This is a genomic window from Tenacibaculum aquaeponti (genome assembly GCF_057221555.1).
Map to the genome: position 1 here is coordinate 1,639,284 of NZ_CM170147.1, position 16,198 is coordinate 1,655,481.

The 16,198-nt window shown below is 29.7% G+C and carries 19 protein-coding genes; 8 read left to right on the forward strand and 11 right to left on the reverse strand.

What is annotated here, in order from left to right:
- Entirely contained in the window at nucleotides 1–531 is a 531-nt protein-coding gene (gene rimM, locus AC2TEO_RS07225) for a ribosome maturation factor RimM (RefSeq protein ID WP_442267458.1), read from the forward strand.
- A gap of 25 nt (nucleotides 532–556) precedes the next feature.
- Here rimM and AC2TEO_RS07230 read toward each other — a convergent pair whose 3' ends face one another.
- Genes AC2TEO_RS07230 through AC2TEO_RS07245 form a run of 4 tightly spaced genes read right to left on the reverse strand, consistent with a single transcriptional unit; the run spans nucleotide 557 to nucleotide 2,354 of the window.
- Nucleotides 557–1,003, reverse strand: coding sequence for a c-type cytochrome (locus AC2TEO_RS07230; protein WP_442267459.1), 447 nt, complete (start codon nucleotides 1,001–1,003; stop codon nucleotides 557–559).
- An 18-nt stretch (nucleotides 1,004–1,021) separates the two neighbouring features.
- On the reverse strand, nucleotides 1,022–1,450 hold the full coding sequence (locus AC2TEO_RS07235) for a c-type cytochrome (RefSeq protein ID WP_442267460.1): 429 nt from the start codon (nucleotides 1,448–1,450) through the stop codon (nucleotides 1,022–1,024).
- Between the two features lie 11 nt (nucleotides 1,451–1,461).
- Entirely contained in the window at nucleotides 1,462–1,848 is a 387-nt protein-coding gene (gloA2, locus tag AC2TEO_RS07240) for an SMU1112c/YaeR family gloxylase I-like metalloprotein (protein ID WP_442267461.1), read from the reverse strand.
- Between the two features lie 2 nt (nucleotides 1,849–1,850).
- A complete protein-coding gene (locus AC2TEO_RS07245; protein WP_442267462.1) occupies nucleotides 1,851–2,354 on the reverse strand; it encodes a GNAT family N-acetyltransferase in 504 nt (167 codons plus the stop codon).
- A 67-nt stretch (nucleotides 2,355–2,421) separates the two neighbouring features.
- Here AC2TEO_RS07245 and AC2TEO_RS07250 point away from each other — a divergent pair, with 67 nt between their 5' ends.
- From AC2TEO_RS07250 to AC2TEO_RS07260, 3 genes are read left to right on the forward strand one after another with little or no spacing between them, the layout of a single operon-like run.
- The gene (locus tag AC2TEO_RS07250) at nucleotides 2,422–2,847 is read left to right on the forward strand and encodes a YybH family protein (protein WP_442267463.1); all 426 of its coding nucleotides are present in this window, start codon (nucleotides 2,422–2,424) and stop codon (nucleotides 2,845–2,847) included.
- A gap of 44 nt (nucleotides 2,848–2,891) precedes the next feature.
- Complete coding sequence (locus tag AC2TEO_RS07255; protein WP_442267464.1) at nucleotides 2,892–3,470, forward strand: PhnA domain-containing protein; 579 nt, start codon at nucleotides 2,892–2,894, stop codon at nucleotides 3,468–3,470.
- Between the two features lies 1 nt (nucleotide 3,471).
- A complete protein-coding gene (locus AC2TEO_RS07260) occupies nucleotides 3,472–3,741 on the forward strand; it encodes a hypothetical protein (protein WP_442267465.1) in 270 nt (89 codons plus the stop codon).
- 118 nt (nucleotides 3,742–3,859) lie between these two features.
- Here AC2TEO_RS07260 and AC2TEO_RS07265 read toward each other — a convergent pair whose 3' ends face one another.
- On the reverse strand, nucleotides 3,860–4,909 hold the full coding sequence (locus tag AC2TEO_RS07265) for a nucleoid-associated protein (protein ID WP_442267466.1): 1,050 nt from the start codon (nucleotides 4,907–4,909) through the stop codon (nucleotides 3,860–3,862).
- Between the two features lie 60 nt (nucleotides 4,910–4,969).
- Here AC2TEO_RS07265 and AC2TEO_RS07270 point away from each other — a divergent pair, with 60 nt between their 5' ends.
- Nucleotides 4,970–5,497, forward strand: a complete 528-nt coding sequence (locus AC2TEO_RS07270; RefSeq protein WP_442267467.1) for a DUF8685 domain-containing protein — start codon at nucleotides 4,970–4,972, stop codon at nucleotides 5,495–5,497.
- 137 nt (nucleotides 5,498–5,634) lie between these two features.
- Here the strand turns inward: AC2TEO_RS07270 and rnhB are convergent, their stop codons facing one another.
- Nucleotides 5,635–6,240, reverse strand: a complete 606-nt coding sequence (gene rnhB / locus AC2TEO_RS07275) for a ribonuclease HII (RefSeq protein ID WP_442267468.1) — start codon at nucleotides 6,238–6,240, stop codon at nucleotides 5,635–5,637.
- Nucleotides 6,241–6,310: 70 nt separating this feature from the next.
- Here rnhB and AC2TEO_RS07280 point away from each other — a divergent pair, with 70 nt between their 5' ends.
- On the forward strand, nucleotides 6,311–8,275 hold the full coding sequence (locus AC2TEO_RS07280) for a putative porin (protein WP_442267469.1): 1,965 nt from the start codon (nucleotides 6,311–6,313) through the stop codon (nucleotides 8,273–8,275).
- 61 nt (nucleotides 8,276–8,336) lie between these two features.
- On the opposite strand, the gene AC2TEO_RS07285 is transcribed toward AC2TEO_RS07280, so the two are convergent.
- A complete protein-coding gene (locus AC2TEO_RS07285) occupies nucleotides 8,337–8,492 on the reverse strand; it encodes a hypothetical protein (RefSeq protein WP_442267470.1) in 156 nt (51 codons plus the stop codon).
- A 68-nt stretch (nucleotides 8,493–8,560) separates the two neighbouring features.
- Nucleotides 8,561–10,027, reverse strand: coding sequence for a Na+/H+ antiporter NhaC (gene nhaC, locus AC2TEO_RS07290; protein ID WP_442267471.1), 1,467 nt, complete (start codon nucleotides 10,025–10,027; stop codon nucleotides 8,561–8,563).
- 81 nt (nucleotides 10,028–10,108) lie between these two features.
- On the opposite strand from nhaC, the gene AC2TEO_RS07295 reads away from it, so the two are divergent.
- Nucleotides 10,109–11,140: a metal-dependent hydrolase gene (locus AC2TEO_RS07295; protein ID WP_442267472.1), complete on the forward strand. Its 1,032-nt coding sequence runs from the start codon at nucleotides 10,109–10,111 to the stop codon at nucleotides 11,138–11,140.
- 29 nt (nucleotides 11,141–11,169) lie between these two features.
- Here the strand turns inward: AC2TEO_RS07295 and AC2TEO_RS07300 are convergent, their stop codons facing one another.
- Both AC2TEO_RS07300 and AC2TEO_RS07305 read right to left on the reverse strand, forming a co-directional pair.
- Nucleotides 11,170–11,805: a MarC family protein gene (locus tag AC2TEO_RS07300; protein WP_442267473.1), complete on the reverse strand. Its 636-nt coding sequence runs from the start codon at nucleotides 11,803–11,805 to the stop codon at nucleotides 11,170–11,172.
- Between the two features lie 10 nt (nucleotides 11,806–11,815).
- Nucleotides 11,816–13,015 carry an aminotransferase class I/II-fold pyridoxal phosphate-dependent enzyme gene (locus AC2TEO_RS07305; RefSeq protein ID WP_442267474.1) on the reverse strand — a complete coding sequence of 400 codons (1,200 nt, stop codon included), beginning with the start codon at nucleotides 13,013–13,015 and terminating at the stop codon, nucleotides 11,816–11,818.
- 155 nt (nucleotides 13,016–13,170) lie between these two features.
- Between AC2TEO_RS07305 and AC2TEO_RS07310 the strand changes: the two genes are divergently transcribed.
- Nucleotides 13,171–13,629 carry an Lrp/AsnC family transcriptional regulator gene (locus AC2TEO_RS07310; protein WP_442267475.1) on the forward strand — a complete coding sequence of 153 codons (459 nt, stop codon included), beginning with the start codon at nucleotides 13,171–13,173 and terminating at the stop codon, nucleotides 13,627–13,629.
- Between the two features lie 119 nt (nucleotides 13,630–13,748).
- Here AC2TEO_RS07310 and AC2TEO_RS07315 read toward each other — a convergent pair whose 3' ends face one another.
- Nucleotides 13,749–16,088, reverse strand: coding sequence for a sodium-translocating pyrophosphatase (locus tag AC2TEO_RS07315; protein ID WP_442267476.1), 2,340 nt, complete (start codon nucleotides 16,086–16,088; stop codon nucleotides 13,749–13,751).
- Nucleotides 16,089–16,198: the final 110 nt, after the last annotated feature.

The following is a 16,198-nucleotide window of genomic DNA, read 5'->3' on the forward strand; positions in this document are numbered from 1 at the left end:
ATGCAAACTAAAGATTGTTTTTATCTTGGTAGAATCGTTAAAAAACACAGTTTTAAAGGCGAGGTGATTATAAAGTTAGATACTGATGAACCTCATCTTTATAAAAATTTGGAATCAGTTTTTGTCGAATTAGGCAATAATCTGGTTCCTTTTTTTATAGAAAAATCATCTTTAAGTAAAAGCACGATGTTTCGTGTAAAATTTGAAGATGTAGATTCTGAAGCTGATGCAGATGCGATTATGAAAGCTGGGATTTATTTACCTCTAACTTTACTTCCAAAACTTACTGGAAATAAATTTTATTATCATGAAGTGATTGGTTTTACTATTACCGATAAAAATTTCGGTGACGTAGGAACAATTACAAACATTAATGATTCAGCTGCACAGCCTTTATTTGAAATTGACAGAGATGGAATAGAAATATTTATTCCAATGATTGACGATTTTATTATTAAAGTAGATCGCGAAAATAAAACTATAGCAGTAGAAACTCCAGAAGGACTTATTGATTTGTATTTAGCTGAATAACTATTAATTCAATTTAGTTTTCCTTTTATTTTCTTCTATTTATATAATTTAAAATATCTAATATATCTTGTTCGTCAAGATGAGAATTTTTATGCTCTGATTTGTTAGAATTCCATTCAGCATTTAAAGCTAAAACATCCGGATCTTTTTGTTCAATTAATACTTGTTCATCTTTTATATACTGAATTAACCATTCTTTTGGATATCTGTCTTTTACCCCTGGTAAAGGATGACCATCACGAGCATGGATTTTATGACAATTAGTACAACTATTTTCCCTCCATAATTTCTTCCCTTTTTCCTTTGATTGTTTTAAAGAATTAGAAACACTAACTACTTCTTCTTTTTTAGAGGTAAAATTGTTTATATTACTATCATCAATCGCTGTTTCAATTTGTACTACCCAAGCGATCATTAATACTAAGACAACTGATATTATACTACCTAAAATTATATTCCCAGATAACTTCATATTTCACAACTTTATGAATTAATTCACTTTAAAACTATTTAAGTAACTTAAAATATCATTTAACTGATCATCAGTTAAATGTTTTTTGTCATGCCTTCCATTGGACTGATTAAATCGTTGTCTCAAATACAATACTACCGAATCCTTATCTTCTATTAAACTTTTTTCATCTCTAATAAATTTATACAGCCATTCCTTTGAAACTCTATCAATAACCACACGAAAAAAACCATCTTTTTTATCTGGTTTATGGCAACTATAACAATCTTCTTGAATAAACAAAGTTCTACCTCTAGATATAGATCTTTTCAACACTTTTTCAGAAATCACTTTATCCGTTATATCTTCCTTTTCTTTTTTTGTTTGTATTTCTACCATCCAAAAAATGAAGAATAATAAAACACATGATATTATTACTCCAAGAATAAAATTTTCGCTTATTTTCATCGTCTTTTTATTTAAACTTCATACAATTCAATAGGTAAATAATCAGGATCATTAAAAAAGAGAAAGTGTTTTCCTGTAAACTCATCTACTCGTATATCTTGAACATTTATGTTTTTGTTTTCTAAATACAACTTCCAATTTTCTAAATCTTTTACCGCAAATGCGATATGTCGTAGTCCGGTTGCCTCAGGAAATGAAGGTCGACTCGGAGGATCTGGAAAAGAAAATAACTCTATCAAGTATACACTATTTAGAGCTAAATCTAATTTATATGATTTTCGTTCTTCTCTATATATTTCTTGCTGAATTGTAAAACCTAATACCTCTGTGTAAAAATGCTTAGACACCTCATAATCAGAACAAATAATAGCTATATGATGTAAACGCTCAATTTTCATAATCAAAATTTATATTCATAAACACAATCTTTCTCTCCTTCAAAAACAGTTTCTAATCCAACATATTTAAAACCTAACCTCTTTAATAATTGTTGTGATTTTTCATTCTCTGGAACGGTAAAAGCTAGTACTTTTTCTTGTTGAAACTTTTCCTTTATATAATCCATCATTAACAAAGTAGCTTCACTAGCATATCCCTTTCCTCTTGCTTTAGGTAAAAATGCATAACCTACATCAACAAAATCTAATTTTTCTCGCTGTAAAGCAGAAGACATTCCAATGAATTCATTCGTTTCTTTCAACAATACTGAAAAGAAACCTAATCCATTTAATTTTTCGTTCTTTACTAAAATATCTTTCAAGTATATTTCAGTTTCTTCTACAGATTTTAATCCTTTATCATTAATATACTTAATCCAATCAGGATCGTTAAATAGTTCAAAATAAAATGGAGCTTCACTTACTTCAACTTCTTTAATAATTAATCGTTCACTTTCTAATATCATTTTTTTATTTTTTTCAATATTACGATTTTAAAAAAAGGTTATATCTTATAGATCTAATATTTTTACCATGAAAAAACTACTCCTAATTTTTACCGTAATTATTTGTTCTTGTACTACTTCTAATGAAGAACAAGATAAAAAAGAGATTAGAGCTCTTATGAAACATCAAGCATCAGATTGGTCGAGGCATGATTTAGATTGTTTCATGTTAGGATACTGGAAGTCAGATTCTTTAAAGTTTCAAGGTAGAAATGGAATCACTTACGGCTGGAAAAAAACATTGGAAAAGTATAAAAAAAGTTATCCATATGCAGAAGATTCAGGTAAGTTGAAATTTAAAATTAGAACTATTTCTAAGATTGAAAGTAATAGCTACTATGTAATGGGCGAATATAATTTAACTCGAGAAACAGGAAAATTAGACGGAATATTTATGGTAATTTTCAAAAAAATAAAAGGAGAATGGAAGATTATTGCTGATACTTCATGCTAACTTATTCAAATTAAAGTTTACTTTCGCAAACATAAAGCAAATCGATGAGTTTACTACAAGAATTACAAGATAGAAGCGAACATAAATGTGAATTATGCGCGACTACAACTGATTTAAATATTTATGAGGTTCCACCAATTTCTACTGGTGGTGTAGATGGAAGTATTTTGGCTTGTTCACACTGCATATCTCAAATTAACAATCCAGAAACAACTAACCCAGATCATTGGCGCTGTTTAAACGATAGTATGTGGAGTGAATTTTCTGCTGTAAAAGTTGTCGCTTGGAGAATGTTAAATCGTCTAAAAAAAGAAGGTTGGCCTCAAGATTTACTTGACATGATGTATTTAGAAGCTGATGAACTTCGATTCGCCGAAGCGACTGGCGAGCATTTAGATGAAAGTGAAAAGGTAATTCATAGAGATAGTAATGGAGCAATTTTACAAGCTGGAGATTCTGTAGTATTAATTAAAGATTTAAAAGTTAAAGGATCTAGTATGGTTTGTAAACAAGGTACTGCCGTTAGAAGAATTTCTCTTGATGTTGAAAACGCAGAATATATTGAAGGAAAAGTTGACGGACAAAATATTGTAATCGTAACTAAGTATGTGAAAAAGCTATAAAATGTCTAAACATCAAAAAGAAAAACACTTACAAGCAACAATTTACAAAATTGAAAACGTAAAAAGAGAACAGAACTTTATATTAAAACACTTGTGGAAAATAATTGTTTTAGGAATTGTATTTTCTTTCTGGGCTCCAACATATGGAGGAAGTGATGCTTTACACAGAAGAAAAGATTCTCTTTTAGAAAAAGGAGATTATAATTACATCACATTGGTAATAATTTGTGCTTTAGTATACACTGTCTTTTTTTTTATTATTTCATTTTAACTCAAAATATCAAAACAACAAAGAATTAAAAAAGTTAAGTGATTTAAAAACAGAATTAGAAAACGAAATAAAAGAATATAACTCATAAAAAAACAGCTTTAACAGCTGTTTTTTTTTATTATTTCTCTGCGTTATAATATACTTTGTAAAACTTCATTTTTTTATCCTCATCGTAACCTCTTTCTAAATATTCTGAAGCTGCATCTGGCGCATCAATATCTATTTTAATTTGAATATTAGTATCTAACTTAATTTCTGTTTTAAGCTTTCCTTTTTCTTTCTTTAATACAATATCAGAAACTTCGAAGTTATTTCTTACTAATACATCATTTAATTTCTCGAAGTGTTTTTTATAATCTTCGAACATATCTTTATGCTTTTCATCTTCGAAAACTTCATCTTTAAAAGTGTGATAATCTACACTTTCATGTTCTTTAAAATAATCGACTGTATTGGCTAAAAAGTTTCCTTGTTCATGTTTACCATATTCAGGTTTTATTATCTCCTCAGAAAAATCTCTACATAACTCTAAATAATGCTGTGTATGTAAATTTCTATCATCGGCATATTTTACATTCAAGAAATTCTTAATCCAATATTGTGCATCATAATTATTATTATCTACAGATAACACGACTGTTCCTTCTGTATCTGAAGAATTTAAGATTAAACAACCTTTATCTAATTTTTTAGTAGAAATTCCTTTCTGTACAACCACATCAAAACTATCATCATCTAAATACGTTTGAAAGAAATCAACTTTATTTTCAATTTTAAAAACTCCAACAGCTTCTGTTAATACATCTTTATATTCTAAACCTTCAAATAATACCACTAAAACATCTCCTGTTTTAATTTGTGCTGAATTTGACTGCTCGTACAAATGATTAACAATGTTTTTTGAATGCTCTATAAAAGTTTCTTCGTCTTCGAAAATCTTAGAAACATAGTTGTTAATTTCATTTAATCGAACATCTGCATGATGATTAAAACGATAACTCTGTGTTACAGTTCCAAAAGGTTTTAATAAAAAAGGCATTAACAATTCATAACTTTCTTCATCAAAACGAACTAAACTTTCTGATAATGAGTTTTTACCACTATTGTATTTATTAGCCACCTTGTGAATAATACATTTTGTTAGTTCTGCACGAGTTCTTTTAATCATTTTTCAAAAAAATTAGATCACAAAAATACGTATTTTAGTGTCGTTTAAAATAATTGAAATATGAAATTATTAGGAATTGGATCTAGAATTAACCATTCTGAATACGGTTTTGGAGTTGTTACTAATGTAGACAGTAAACAATATTGGGTAACTTTTCAGGAAAATGGATTAGAAACTATAGAATTAGACTCAGATTTTGAAGTTATTGAAGCCGTAGAAGACGAAGTAGATACCATAAGTTTTTATGAGGTAGAAAGTACACTTAGAGACATTTTAAAAAAATGGAGTGATGTTTCTGAAGTAGTGCCTATTGCTGATAAGTTTAAAGGTGGTAAACTTATTATTGAACCTGCTGACGCTAACTTGGCTTCTAAAGAAATTCCAATCGATACTTTTTTTCATAAAATCGTAATGGTACGTGATAGAATTCGTGTTATGGAACAAAAGATTAACTCTAGTAAAACATTAGACGATCAAGATAAAATTGATTTACAGCAATACATTACAAGAATCTATGGAAGTTTAACCACTTTTAATGTGTTATTTAAATTAAAATCAGACAATTTTGTTGGTGTAAAATCTAAATAAAAACAAAAAAGTGCGATTGAATTTATTTAATTCTTCGCACTTTTTGAGGAAAAAAGGGGACTTAACTTATGGACCAATTACAACGTAAAACTAACTACTATAAGTAATCAATATAATTATTTTAGGTTAACAAAAAGTTACTTTTCAAAATCAATTTTTATTTGCTCTGGTAACAAACGAAATGATTTTCTATGGTACTTTGTTGCTCCAAAATTCCTTATTGCTTCTCGGTGTTCTTTAGTAGGATATCCTTTATTCTTCTTCCAATTATACTCTGGAAATTCTTTATGAATTTTCTCCATAAAATCGTCACGATAAGTTTTAGCTAACACAGAAGCTGCCGCTATACTCATAAATTTAGCATCACCTTTTACAATAGTTTCATAAGGAATCTCTTTGTAAGGTTTGAATTTATTTCCATCGATAATAATAAACTCCGGCTGTGTTTTTAATCTCTCTAAAGATCGATGCATTCCAACAATAGAAGATTGTAAAACATTTAATTTATCTACCTCTTCGTTATCGATAAAACAAACAGCATAAGCAATTGCATTCTCTTCTATAAAAGGACGTAAAATATTTCTCTTTTTCTCAGAAATCTGTTTTGAATCATTTAATAATTCATGATGAAAATCTTCTGGTAAAATAACTGCAGCTGCTACAACAGGTCCAGCCAAACAACCTCTACCCGCTTCATCTGTTCCTGCTTCTAAAACAAAACCACTAAAATTCATTTGTAACATAAAACAAATTAACAGTTTTCATAGATATTATTCACATAAATTTTCGTTTAATTATTTTACATTTGCCCTTATGAAATATATCATTGGTATTCTTTTCGTTATTAGTTCTTTTACTATAAATGCTCAAATAAGATCATTAGGAAGTGGTTTAGGAGGAGTTAATAGGGGAATTAATCGATTAGACACAATTTCTAACGATGAAATCAATGTGAAATTAAGTGGGAAAACAAAATTCACAGATTATAAAATTATTAGTTTTAAAAAAGACACAAGTTATGTAGATACTACATTAACGATAAGAAAAGAATATAAATTTAATTTCAGAAGAAAAGATAATTTCGAGTTATTACCTTTTCAAAATCAAGGACAAACTTTCAATAACCTAGGCTATTCATTTAGAAGTATTTCTCAATATCCTGATATTGGTTTTAACGCAAAGCAATTTAACTACATGAAAATTGAGGATATTGATTACTATCAAGTTCCTACTCCAACTACAATTATTATGTATAGAACTGGACAAGAACAGGGTCAAGTTCTAGATGCTTTATTTACATTTAACCTTTCTAAACGTTTAAATTTAAGTTTTGCTTACCGAGGATTACGTTCCTTAGGTCAGTACAGACGTTCACTTTCTAGTTCCGGTAATTTTAGATCAACTTTATCGTATCGAACCAGAAAAGATCAATATCGTATCCGCGCTCAAGTAACAACACAAGACTTTGTTAATCAAGAAAACGGAGGATTAACAACTCAAGCTTTAGAAAACTATATATCTGAAGATCCAAACTTTAGTAACAGATCTCGACTAGATGTTAATTTAAATGATGCTGAAAGTAATTTTGAAGGTGTTCGTATTTATGCTGATCAAAACTTTAAGCTTTTTTCTAGCAAAAAAGACTCTACCAATACCAAAAACTTCACAAACTTAAAAGTTGGACATATTCTGCATTATGAAAATAAAGAATATAGATTTGGGCAATCTAGTTTAACTACCGACTTTTTAGGAGAAGCTAGTAAAGCATCAGGAGGAATAGATGAAAGAGTAGATTATAAATTAATTAACAACCAAGGTTATTTAGAATTTAATTCAAAATACATTCTAGGAAAATTTAAAGTAAAAGCAAATTATACAACAGTTAATTATGGCTATGATACCATATACAATGGTAATATATTAATAAACAGAAGTCGATTAAATGGTGATGCTGTTACACTTGGTGCAGATTGGAATGGCCGTATAAAAAACTTTAAAGTAAATGCTAGTGCAAATCTTACTCCCGGAAGTGGTTACTTAGCTGGTAATCATTTTAGCGGAGAAGCAATGTATAAAAAAGATAGTTTGTTTACCGTTAAAGGAAGTTTACTTTTAGTTTCTAAAGCTCCAAGATTTAACACTCAATTATTTCAAAGCACATACAATGATTATAATTGGGATAATAATTTTAAGAATATTGATACTAGAAATATTGGTTTTTCTTTTAATTCTAAATGGGGAAATGCTAGTTTAGATTTTACGAATATTGAAGATTATGTTTATTTTGATTCAGATAATTTACCGAAACAATTTGACGAATCGATAACCTATTTAAAAGTAAAGGTAAATAAAGAGTTTAAATTCTTTAGAAATTTTGCTTTTGATAATACTTTAATGTATCAAAACGTATCTAGTGGTAATGCTGTTTTTAGAGTTCCAGAATTTGTAACAAGAAACACATTATATTACACCGGAGAATGGTTTAAAGGAAAACCAATAAAAGTTCAAATTGGTGGAACTTTTAATTTCTTTACCAAATACAAAGCCAATGCATTTAATCCCGTGATTAATGAATTTACTGTTCAAAATGATTCAGAAATTGGTTTCCCTTCTTTAGATTTATTTTTTAACGCACGAGTTAAAAGGACACGTATTTTCTTTAAAATAGACAATATCAGTTCTAACTTTTTACCAAGTAGAAACTTTTTCTCTGCTCCAAATTACCCATATAGAGACATGTCTATCCGTTTCGGATTAGTTTGGAACTGGTTTATATAATATAAAAAATCATTAAAAAATAGCCTTATTTTTCAATAAGGCTATTTTTTATTCTTTTTGCTTAAGCGCATCCACATCTTACAAAATAATGATCTGGATAATATCTATTTCGAGAACATACTTCTCTACAAAATTCTAAACGAGAAAGTCCTCCTGTTATATTTTTTAATTGATCATTTTTTAATGTTGTTCCTAAGTTTGAAATCTGTTTTTTCATGATTAAAATTGTGAGGTTAATATCTTAATTTTAAAGATAAAAAACATTTCTCAAAAAAATAAGCTTAATTATTTGCTGGCTAGCTGTCTTATTTTAATTCTAAAAGCAGCAAAGATTAATGTCATAATCGGGCTTAACCAGTTAAAAATAGCGAATAAAAAATATTCACCAACTCCTACTCCTAAAACCGTACTTTGATAAGCTCCACAAGTATTCCATGGAATTAACACAGATGTAACTGTTCCAGAATCCTCTAAAGTTCTACTTAAGTTTTCAGGAGCCAAACCTTTATCACTAAAAGCATCTTTAAACATTTTTCCTGGAATAACTATTGCTAAATACTGATCTGATGCTGCTATATTTAATCCTAAACATCCAAAAACTGTAGTCAAAAATAAACTGAAAGTTGATTTAGCCAAAGACAACAACTCTTTAGTAATTTTTGCTAATGCTCCAATTCCATCCATAATCCCTCCAAAAACCATAGCACAAATAATCAATAAAATTGTCCACTTCATTCCATTCATTCCTCCAGCACTAAATAATTCCGTTAACTTATCATTATCAGTTGTAATTTGAGTATCAAAGAGTACAGCATTTACAACTGACTGAAATTTCGAATCAGATAAACTTATCAAAACATCTGTTTGAAAAATAAATGCGAAAATAGCTGCTAAAACAATTCCTGTTCCAAGCGCTATTAATGGTTTTGTTTTTAATAAAATTAAAGCCACTACAACCAATGGTACAATAAACAACCACGGTGTAATATTAAATGACTTATCAATTGAACTTAATAAACTAGTTACATCTGAATTTCCTGAAGTATCTATAGTAAAACTTAGTATTGTAAAAACAATTAATGTTACAATTATTGTTGGCACTGTAGTGTAGGCCATATATTTAATATGTGTAAATAAGTCTGTTCCAGCCATTGCTGGTGCCAAATTAGTAGTATCAGACAATGGTGACATTTTATCTCCAAAATACGCTCCAGAAATTACAGCTCCTGCTATCATTCCTGTTGGGATTCCTAAAGCTGTTCCAATACCTACCAAAGCAATACCAACAGTAGCAGAAGTTGTCCAAGAACTACCAGTTGCTATCGAAATAATAGCTGCAATTATAACTGACGCAGGCAAAAAAATTGCAGGACTCAATACCTGTAGGCCATAATATACCATTGCTGGAATTATTCCACTAATCAACCAAGTACCAGCTAGAGCTCCAACTAATAATAAAATTAATATCGGAACAAAAACACTTTTCCAATTCTCCCACACTTCAAGGTACATTTTTTTTATAGTTGTTTTATTCAAAAAACCAACTATTGAGGCAACCAAACCTCCCATCAACAAAATATATTGATTAGAATAATCTCCTAACCAAGCTCCATCTTTAAAAAAGATATTATAAGCTAATAACAACATTAAAACAACTACAGGAATTAAAGCTTCCCATATATTCAATTCTTTATTTTGTTGTAATTTTTGATCTTGGATTTTTATCTCTGAACCGTTGTTAGTTTCTTGCATTGGTAGATTTTTTTGGTTTGTAATGTTACGATTTTGTTAAGACTTACGCAAGTAAAAAGCGTTTACTACATTTGCTAACATATGGACTCGTTAACACAAATAGTTTTAGGTGCTGCATGTGGTGAAATTGCACTAGGTAAAAAGATTGGAAATAAAGCTTTATTATTTGGAGCTATTGGAGGTACAATTCCTGATTTAGATGTTTTTATAGGAAGTTTATTCTATTCAAATTCAATTGACAAGCTTATTTTTCACAGAGGCTTTATGCACTCTATTGTGTTTGCATTTTTAGGAGCTTATGTGTTTGGATACGGAGCTTTCAAATTATATAACACAAAAAAAAGAATTGGAACAACAATCTCTAGAGATTGGATTTGGTTATTTTTTTTATCAATTTTCACTCATCCATTACTAGATAGTTTTACACCTTATGGAACACAACTGTTCTTACCTTTTTCTAATTACCGCGTAGCTTTTAACACAATTGCTGTCGTAGATCCATTATATACAGTCCCATTTTTAATCTCATTGATCCTTTTAATGTTCTATAAGAGAACAAACCCTAAACGTAATTTTTGGTTAAAAACTGGTATATATTTAAGTTCTACATATTTAATTTTTACTGTTGGAAATAAAATATACATCGATCGTATTTTTAAAAATGCACTTTCAGAATCTAAAATTGAGTATCAGAGATATTCTGCTCAACCAACAATTTTCAATAATATACTTTGGTATGCTATAGTAGAAACTAAAGAAGATTATAAAGTGAGTTTTTATTCTCATTTTGATAAAAAAAAACCTACAAATAACTTTATAAGTTTCCCAAAAAATCATCAGGTATTATCTCTCAATAACAATAGTGATTTAAAAAAGCTTGTCTGGTTTAGTAATGATTTCTACTCTTTATCTCGAGATGAAAATGGAATTATTAAATATTATGACATGCGTTATCCTGTTATTGAAAAAAATGGCACTTATAATTATATTTTTGAATTTCGTTTATATCAAAATGGAAACCGTTGGGAATATAAAGATGATCCTGAACGCTTTAAAAACACCTCGTTTATAGAAATAATTAAAGATATTTGGAAACGAATGAAAGGAAAATAAAAAAACTCGCATTAAGCGAGTTTTTCCTATTAAGAGTTCAAAATATCTAGAAGTATTGGTTTTAAACCGCTAAAAAAGAATTCAACAGCAATAACCATTACTATTAATCCCATAAGTCTCATCATTACATTAATACCTGTTTCTCCTAGAATTTTAATTATTCTTGAAGAACTATAAAGTATTATATAAGTTATAATTAGCACTACAAAAACAGCAATAATTAAAACTATTTTCTTATTCAATGAATTAGCATCTTCCATCATTACAATAGCATTTGTTAACGCTCCTGGACCGCAAATCATTGGAATAGCTAAAGGAGTAACAGAGATGTCATTTACATAGGATTTCACTTCTGAATCTTTCAATTTAACTTTTCCTAATCTAGCTTGTAACATATCCATTCCCATTAAAAAGAAAATCACACCTCCTACAACTCTAAAACTATTAACTGAGATTCCAAAAAAATTAAATAATAACTGACCAGAAAAAGCAAAAATGATAATCGTTACAAAGCTTACAACTGATGCTTTTTGTGCTGTTTTAGTTCTATGAATAGAATCTAAATCTGCAGTCATAGTCATAAAAATAGGCATTGTACCCAAAGGATTTATCAATGTAAAAAATGATGTAAAAGATAAAATACCAAAAGACACTACTTCATTCATTTATATCAACTTATAGAACCCCTACTTCTTTCATACACTCAGACATCATTTGATAAGTTCTTTCGATGTCATTATCTAAACCAATAGAGAAACGAATTAATCCGTCTGTTAAGCCCATTTCTGCTTGTTCGTCTTCTGGGATTTCCGAAGATGTTGATGTTCCAGGAGCAGAGAATAATGTTTTATAAAAACCTAAACTTACGGCTAAGTATCCTAAGTTTTTATGTTGCATTAATTCCATTAATTGATTTGCTTTTTCCAATGAACCAACATCTATAGTTAACATTCCTCCGAAACCATATTCTTTATTTAACATTGAAGAAAATAATTCATGAGAAGGATGGGAAGCTAATCCTGGATATACAGTTTTTAATCCGTCTGCTTCAAACTTATTCGCTAAATACATTGCATTTTTGCTATGCTGTTGAATACGAATATGTAAGGTTCTTAAATTTTTTAATATTGAAGAAGCTCTTAAACTGTCCATAGTAGAACCTAGTAACATACAAGCCCCATCATTTACGTTTCTTAAGTTATCAATAAACTCTTGTGTTCCACAAATTACTCCTCCTACTGTGTCAGAAGATCCATTAATAAATTTAGTTAAACTGTGAATTACAACGTCTGCTCCTAACTGTGCTGGTGACACTGATAATGGTGAAAATGTATTATCTACCACTAACTTTAAATTATATTTTTTAGCTAAAGCTGCCAAACCTTCTATATCTGCGACTTCTAACAACGGATTACTCACTGTTTCACAGTATAAAACTTTAGTGTTATCTGTAATAGCTGCTTCAACAACATCTAATTTAGTGATATCTACAAATGTTGTTTGAATATTTAATTTTGGTGTAAAATTCTTTAAGAATGCATATGTACCTCCATAAATAGTTCTACTCGACACTACATGATCTCCTGCACTACATAACTGCAATAAAACTGGAGTAATTGCTCCCATTCCAGAAGCTGTTACTGTAGCAGTTTCTGTTCCTTCCATTTCTGCTAATGCTTCACCTAAATATAAATTTGATGGTGATGTATGCCTTGAGTACAAATAACATCCATCTGCATTTCCTTCGAATGTATCGAACATTGTTTTTGCAGAAAGAAACGTATATGTTGATGAATCTGAAATAGACGGATTTACTCCTCCAAATTCTCCGAAATATTGTAAATCTTGAATTTTATTAGCTGGTTTAAATTTCATGTTGTTTGTTTTTATTTACTCAAAAAAAAACAAAACCATAACAATATTCAATAGTTTTTAAAAATTTAAGATTAAAATTCACTTAATAACAATAATTACAACAAAATAATCTAAGATACCTTGAAATATCTTAAATTTATAGAAATTTTTTCAAAATGAAATTAGATCATATCGACATTAAACTGATTAATCTATTACAAGAAGATAGTAAACGTACAAATAAAAAACTTTCTTTATTATTAAATTTATCTGTTACTGCTGTATATGAAAGGATAAAAAAACTAGAAAAAGAACTAATTATAACGAACTATGTAGCTAGAATTGATCCTAAAAAAATTGACAAATCATTCTTGGTTTTCTGTCAAGTAAAACTAATCCAGCATTCTAGAGAATATTTATCAATTTTTGAAAGTGAAATATTAAAATTAGATGAAGTTGCCGAATGTTTTCATATTAGTGGTGATTACGATTATATTTTAAAAATTTATGTAAAAGACATGGAAGAATATCGTGAATTTATGGTAAACAAACTTACATCTATAAAACATATTGGTAGTACACAAAGCTCTTTTACTATTGGAGCTATAAAGAATTCTTCTAAAATATCGATATAAAACACCTAATTTTAAACACAACAAAAAACCTTTGAAGTTAACTTCAAAGGTTTTTTTTAAAAAAAAATTATAAATCTGTCAACCAATTTTAGGACGACTCAAAACTTATAAGAATAAAGTTATTTCTCATATTTTTTAATTTCTTTTTCTACTTCTTCTTTTGTTCCTTCAACTTTAATTATTTCAGATTCTTTCTTACCATCTTTAACAACTGTAGTAGTTATTGTTGCAACAGCTTGTTTATCTTCTTTGATTTCTTTTTTAACTTTAATTTCTTTTCTAACTTCATTTTGAGCATGAGATTCGGATGAATGTCCGCCTAAAATTGGAGCAATAACCAAACCTACTAAACATGTAAGTTTAATTAAAATATTCATTGACGGTCCAGAAGTATCTTTAAATGGATCTCCAACTGTATCTCCTGTAACCGCTGCTTTATGTGCATCTGAACCTTTAAAAGTCATTTCTCCATTAATTTCTACACCAGCCTCAAAAGACTTTTTTGCATTATCCCAAGCTCCTCCAGCATTATTCTGGAAAATTGCCCACATTACACCACTTACACAAACTCCTGCCATGTAACCTCCTAAAGGCTCAGCTCCGAATAATAAACCAATAATAATAGGAGTAATAATTGTTATTAAACCAGGAAGAATCATTTCTTTCAATGCAGCTTTTGTAGAAATATCAACACACTTCGCATAATCTGGAGTTCCAGTTCCTTCCATAATTCCTGGAATTTCTTTAAACTGGCGACGCACTTCTTGTACCATTTCCATCGCCGCTTTTCCAACAGATTCCATTGCTAACGCAGAAAAAATTACAGGAATCATTCCACCAACAAATAGCATTGCTAAAACATCTGCCTTAAAAATATTAATCCCATCTATTCCCGTAAACGTAACATAAGCTGCGAATAAAGCTAGAGCCGTTAATGCTGCAGAAGCAATTGCAAAACCTTTCCCTACTGCTGCAGTAGTATTTCCTACAGAATCTAAAATATCTGTACGCTCACGAACATGATCTTCTAATTCACTCATTTCAGCAACACCTCCAGCATTATCTGCAATTGGACCAAAAGCATCAATTGCTAATTGCATTGCTGTAGTCGCCATCATTGCTGAAGCAGCTAAAGCAACACCATAAAAACCTGCTAAAGCATAAGATCCATAAATTGCGGCAGCAAATAAAATCACCGATAAAAAAGTAGATTTCATACCTACAGCTAAACCAGCAATAATATTTGTTGCTGCTCCTGTAGAGCTGTTTTGAACTATATCTAAAACTGGTTTTTTACCTAAACTAGTATAATATGCCGTTACTGTAGAAATTAAAGCCCCTACGGCTAAACCAATCATTCCTGAATAAAATACATGACGAGAAGGTATTTCTTGGATTCCTTCTCCAAAAAAACTCATTTTTAATGTTTCAGGTAACATCCATTTAATTAAGAACCAACTTGCGACTAAAGTAATAAATATAGATGCCCAATTTCCTAAATCTAAAGCTTTCTGTACTTCTGCTTCTTTTGCAGAATTATCTTTAATTTTTACTAAGAAAGTTCCAATAATAGAAGCTATGATACCAACACCCGCAATTACTAATGGTAATAAAATAGGTCCCATTCCATTAAAATCATCTGTAAACTGTGTAGTTGTAGACATATCTCGTACTACATAGTTTCCTAGGACCATTGCTGCTAAAACTGTAGCTACATAACTACCAAATAAATCTGCTCCCATTCCTGCAACATCTCCCACATTATCTCCTACATTATCTGCAATTGTTGCAGGATTTCTAGGATCATCTTCTGGAATACCAGCTTCAACCTTCCCCACTAAATCAGCTCCTACATCTGCTGCTTTTGTATAGATACCTCCACCTACTCTTGCGAATAAAGCAATACTTTCTGCTCCTAATGAAAAACCTGCTAAAGCCTCTAAAGCTATTGTCATTTCTTTATAAAAACTACCTTCACCTGTAACAAACATATTAACGAAAAGGAAAAAGAAAAGACTTAAACCCAAAACCGCTAATCCTGCTACTCCAAGTCCCATAACAGTTCCTCCTCCAAAAGAAACCTGCAAGGCTTTAGGCAAACTTGTTTTTGCTGCTTCTGTAGTTCTTGCATTTGCATCAGTCGCAATTCGCATACCTATATTACCCGCTAAAGCAGAAAAAATAGCTCCAATAATAAATGCTACGACGATAATCCAATGTGTAGTATCAACAAGTTGTGATATAATAAAAAGTGCTACTGAGGCTATTATCGAAAATATTAAAAGAAGCTTATATTCTGCATTTAAAAATGCTAAAGCTCCTTCTTTTATACTTTTTGATATTGATTTCATTTTTTCATCACCTGCATCTTGTTTTTTAACCCAAGACATTTTAATGAACATAAAAATCAAGCCTACCACAGCCAATATGACTGGTAAAAACACTGTGTTTGATTCCATAATATTTAATTAATTGATTAGTTTATTGGCTTAAATATAACAAAATCAAACTCTAAATAAAAAAAGCTCACTACATAAGTAATGAGCTTGAATTATTTTTAATATAAAGA